The organism is Fibrobacter sp. UWEL (assembly GCF_900142535.1).
In the GTDB taxonomy this organism is placed as follows: domain Bacteria; phylum Fibrobacterota; class Fibrobacteria; order Fibrobacterales; family Fibrobacteraceae; genus Fibrobacter.
On sequence record NZ_FRBE01000052.1, the window covers coordinates 1 to 1,840 of the forward strand.

Annotated in this window: 1 protein-coding gene; it reads left to right on the forward strand. The window is 54.5% G+C overall.

The genetic code is table 11. The features are described 5' to 3' along the window. Positions 1-66 precede the first annotated feature (66 nt). The gene (locus BUB59_RS14840) at positions 67-1,722 is read left to right on the forward strand and encodes a bifunctional indole-3-glycerol phosphate synthase/phosphoribosylanthranilate isomerase (protein ID WP_073231419.1); all 1,656 of its coding nucleotides are present in this window, start codon (positions 67-69) and stop codon (positions 1,720-1,722) included. Positions 1,723-1,840 lie beyond the last annotated feature (118 nt).

Sequence of the window (1,840 nt, forward strand, 5' to 3'; positions counted from 1 at the left end):
AAACCTCGTACCTGGAGCCTCGAACCTGGAACCACTCGCCTCGTGCCTCGAACCTGGAACCTATAAATGAGCGAAGATATTTTAAAGAAGATTGTTGACCGCAGACGTGCAGACATTGAACGCCTTGGTCTCACCTTTGGCTTTGACATTCCCGAAAAGCGTACCGTCGGCCGTTGCGAATTCCTCGGCCGCCCGGGTCCGATTTTAGAAGTCAAGCGAGCTTCGCCCTCCAAGGGGGACATTGCCCCGGACTTGGTTCCTGCGGATTTGGCATGCACTTACGCCGCCGCCGGCGCACAGGCAATTTCTGTACTTACAGAAACCAACTACTTCAAGGGAACTTTGGCTGACTTGATTACGGTGGCCAAGGCCGTGGATAATGGCGATGGTACCAAGAAGTGTGCCGTGCTCCGCAAGGACTTCTTGCTGTTCGAAGATGAAATCGATATCGCCTTCCGTTGCGGTGCCGATGCCGTACTTTTGATTGCACGAATTCTGGAAGACGAACAGCTGGTGAAGATGGCCAAGCGCGCCCAGAGTTTTGAAATGCAGGCATTCGTAGAAGTCCGTGAACCGGATGATTTGAGAAAGTTGAACTTGGTGCTGGAAGCCTTGGGCGAAAGCGCAGAAAAGACCATCGTCGCAGGCGTCAACAGTCGCGATCTGGCCACCTTCCACATCGACCCCATGGTTCCTGCGGCAATCCGCAACAAGTTGCCGGCAAAGGCTGTTTTTGAAAGCGGAGTCCACACTCCTGCAGATGCCGCATTCGCCCGCAGCCTGGGCTTCAAGGGAATTCTCGTTGGCGAAGCCGTGGCAAAGAACCCGCCGCTGGCCGCCAAGCTGGTAAAGGCATTTGGCGATGCCGACGAAAACCGCCGCGGTGACTTCTGGAAGATTTTCGCAGAACGTCGTGACGCCAAGCGCTCCGCCTACGCAGCAGCTATGGCAGAAGCGGGAATTGAAAATGCAGCAGCCAAGGCCGCAAAGATTCCTATGGTCAAGATCTGCGGAATCACTCGCGAAGAAGACGGCTTTGCCGCCGCCGAAATGTGTGCCGATTTGCTGGGCTTTGTTTTCAGCAACACCAAGCGTTTGACCAACGAAAACTTTGTTCGTAATTTCACTCAGTTGCTCCGTAACGAATACGCCGCCGAAGGCCGCACTTGTCCCCTGTTCGTAGGCGTCATTACCGAGACCACAACAGAAGAAGGCAAGACCGCCATTAAACTTGCCGCCGAAGGCATCCTGGACGCAGTGCAGTTCCACGGCGTGGCCGCCCCCGCTTTTGACTCAAATTGTCATCCTCGCGAAGGCGAGGATCTAGCAGCCAGATCCCCGGTCGAGCCGGGGATGACAAACGCAGGCTTACCGAGTTTGACATCTGCTCTTCCCTGCTACAACGCTCTCCGCATCGGTGAAGAAGCCGACTTCGACAACTTCGCACTCATTCGCAAGAACGGCGAGCCCCGCGTTCTTTTGGACGCCAAGGTAGAAGGCGTTCCCGGCGGTTCCGGCAAGCGCATCCCCGAAGAATTGCTCCGCGCCAAGGCAGGCGAAACACCCTTCTGGCTCGCAGGCGGCATCACCCCCGAAAACGTCAGCGACATTCTCGCCAAGTTCTCCCCCGAACTTGTGGATGTCTCCAGCGGCGTAGAAGACGCCCCCGGCATCAAGAACGTGGAGAAAATGCAGCAACTTTTTGCTGCAATCAACGGATAACAAAATTGCAACAATAACGTTTCAGAACTCCAGAGCAATTGCTCTGGAGTTTTCTTTATTTACACAACCTTAGGGTTTATATTCAGCCTGATTGTCTTTGACAATTCCTCTTTGCTCT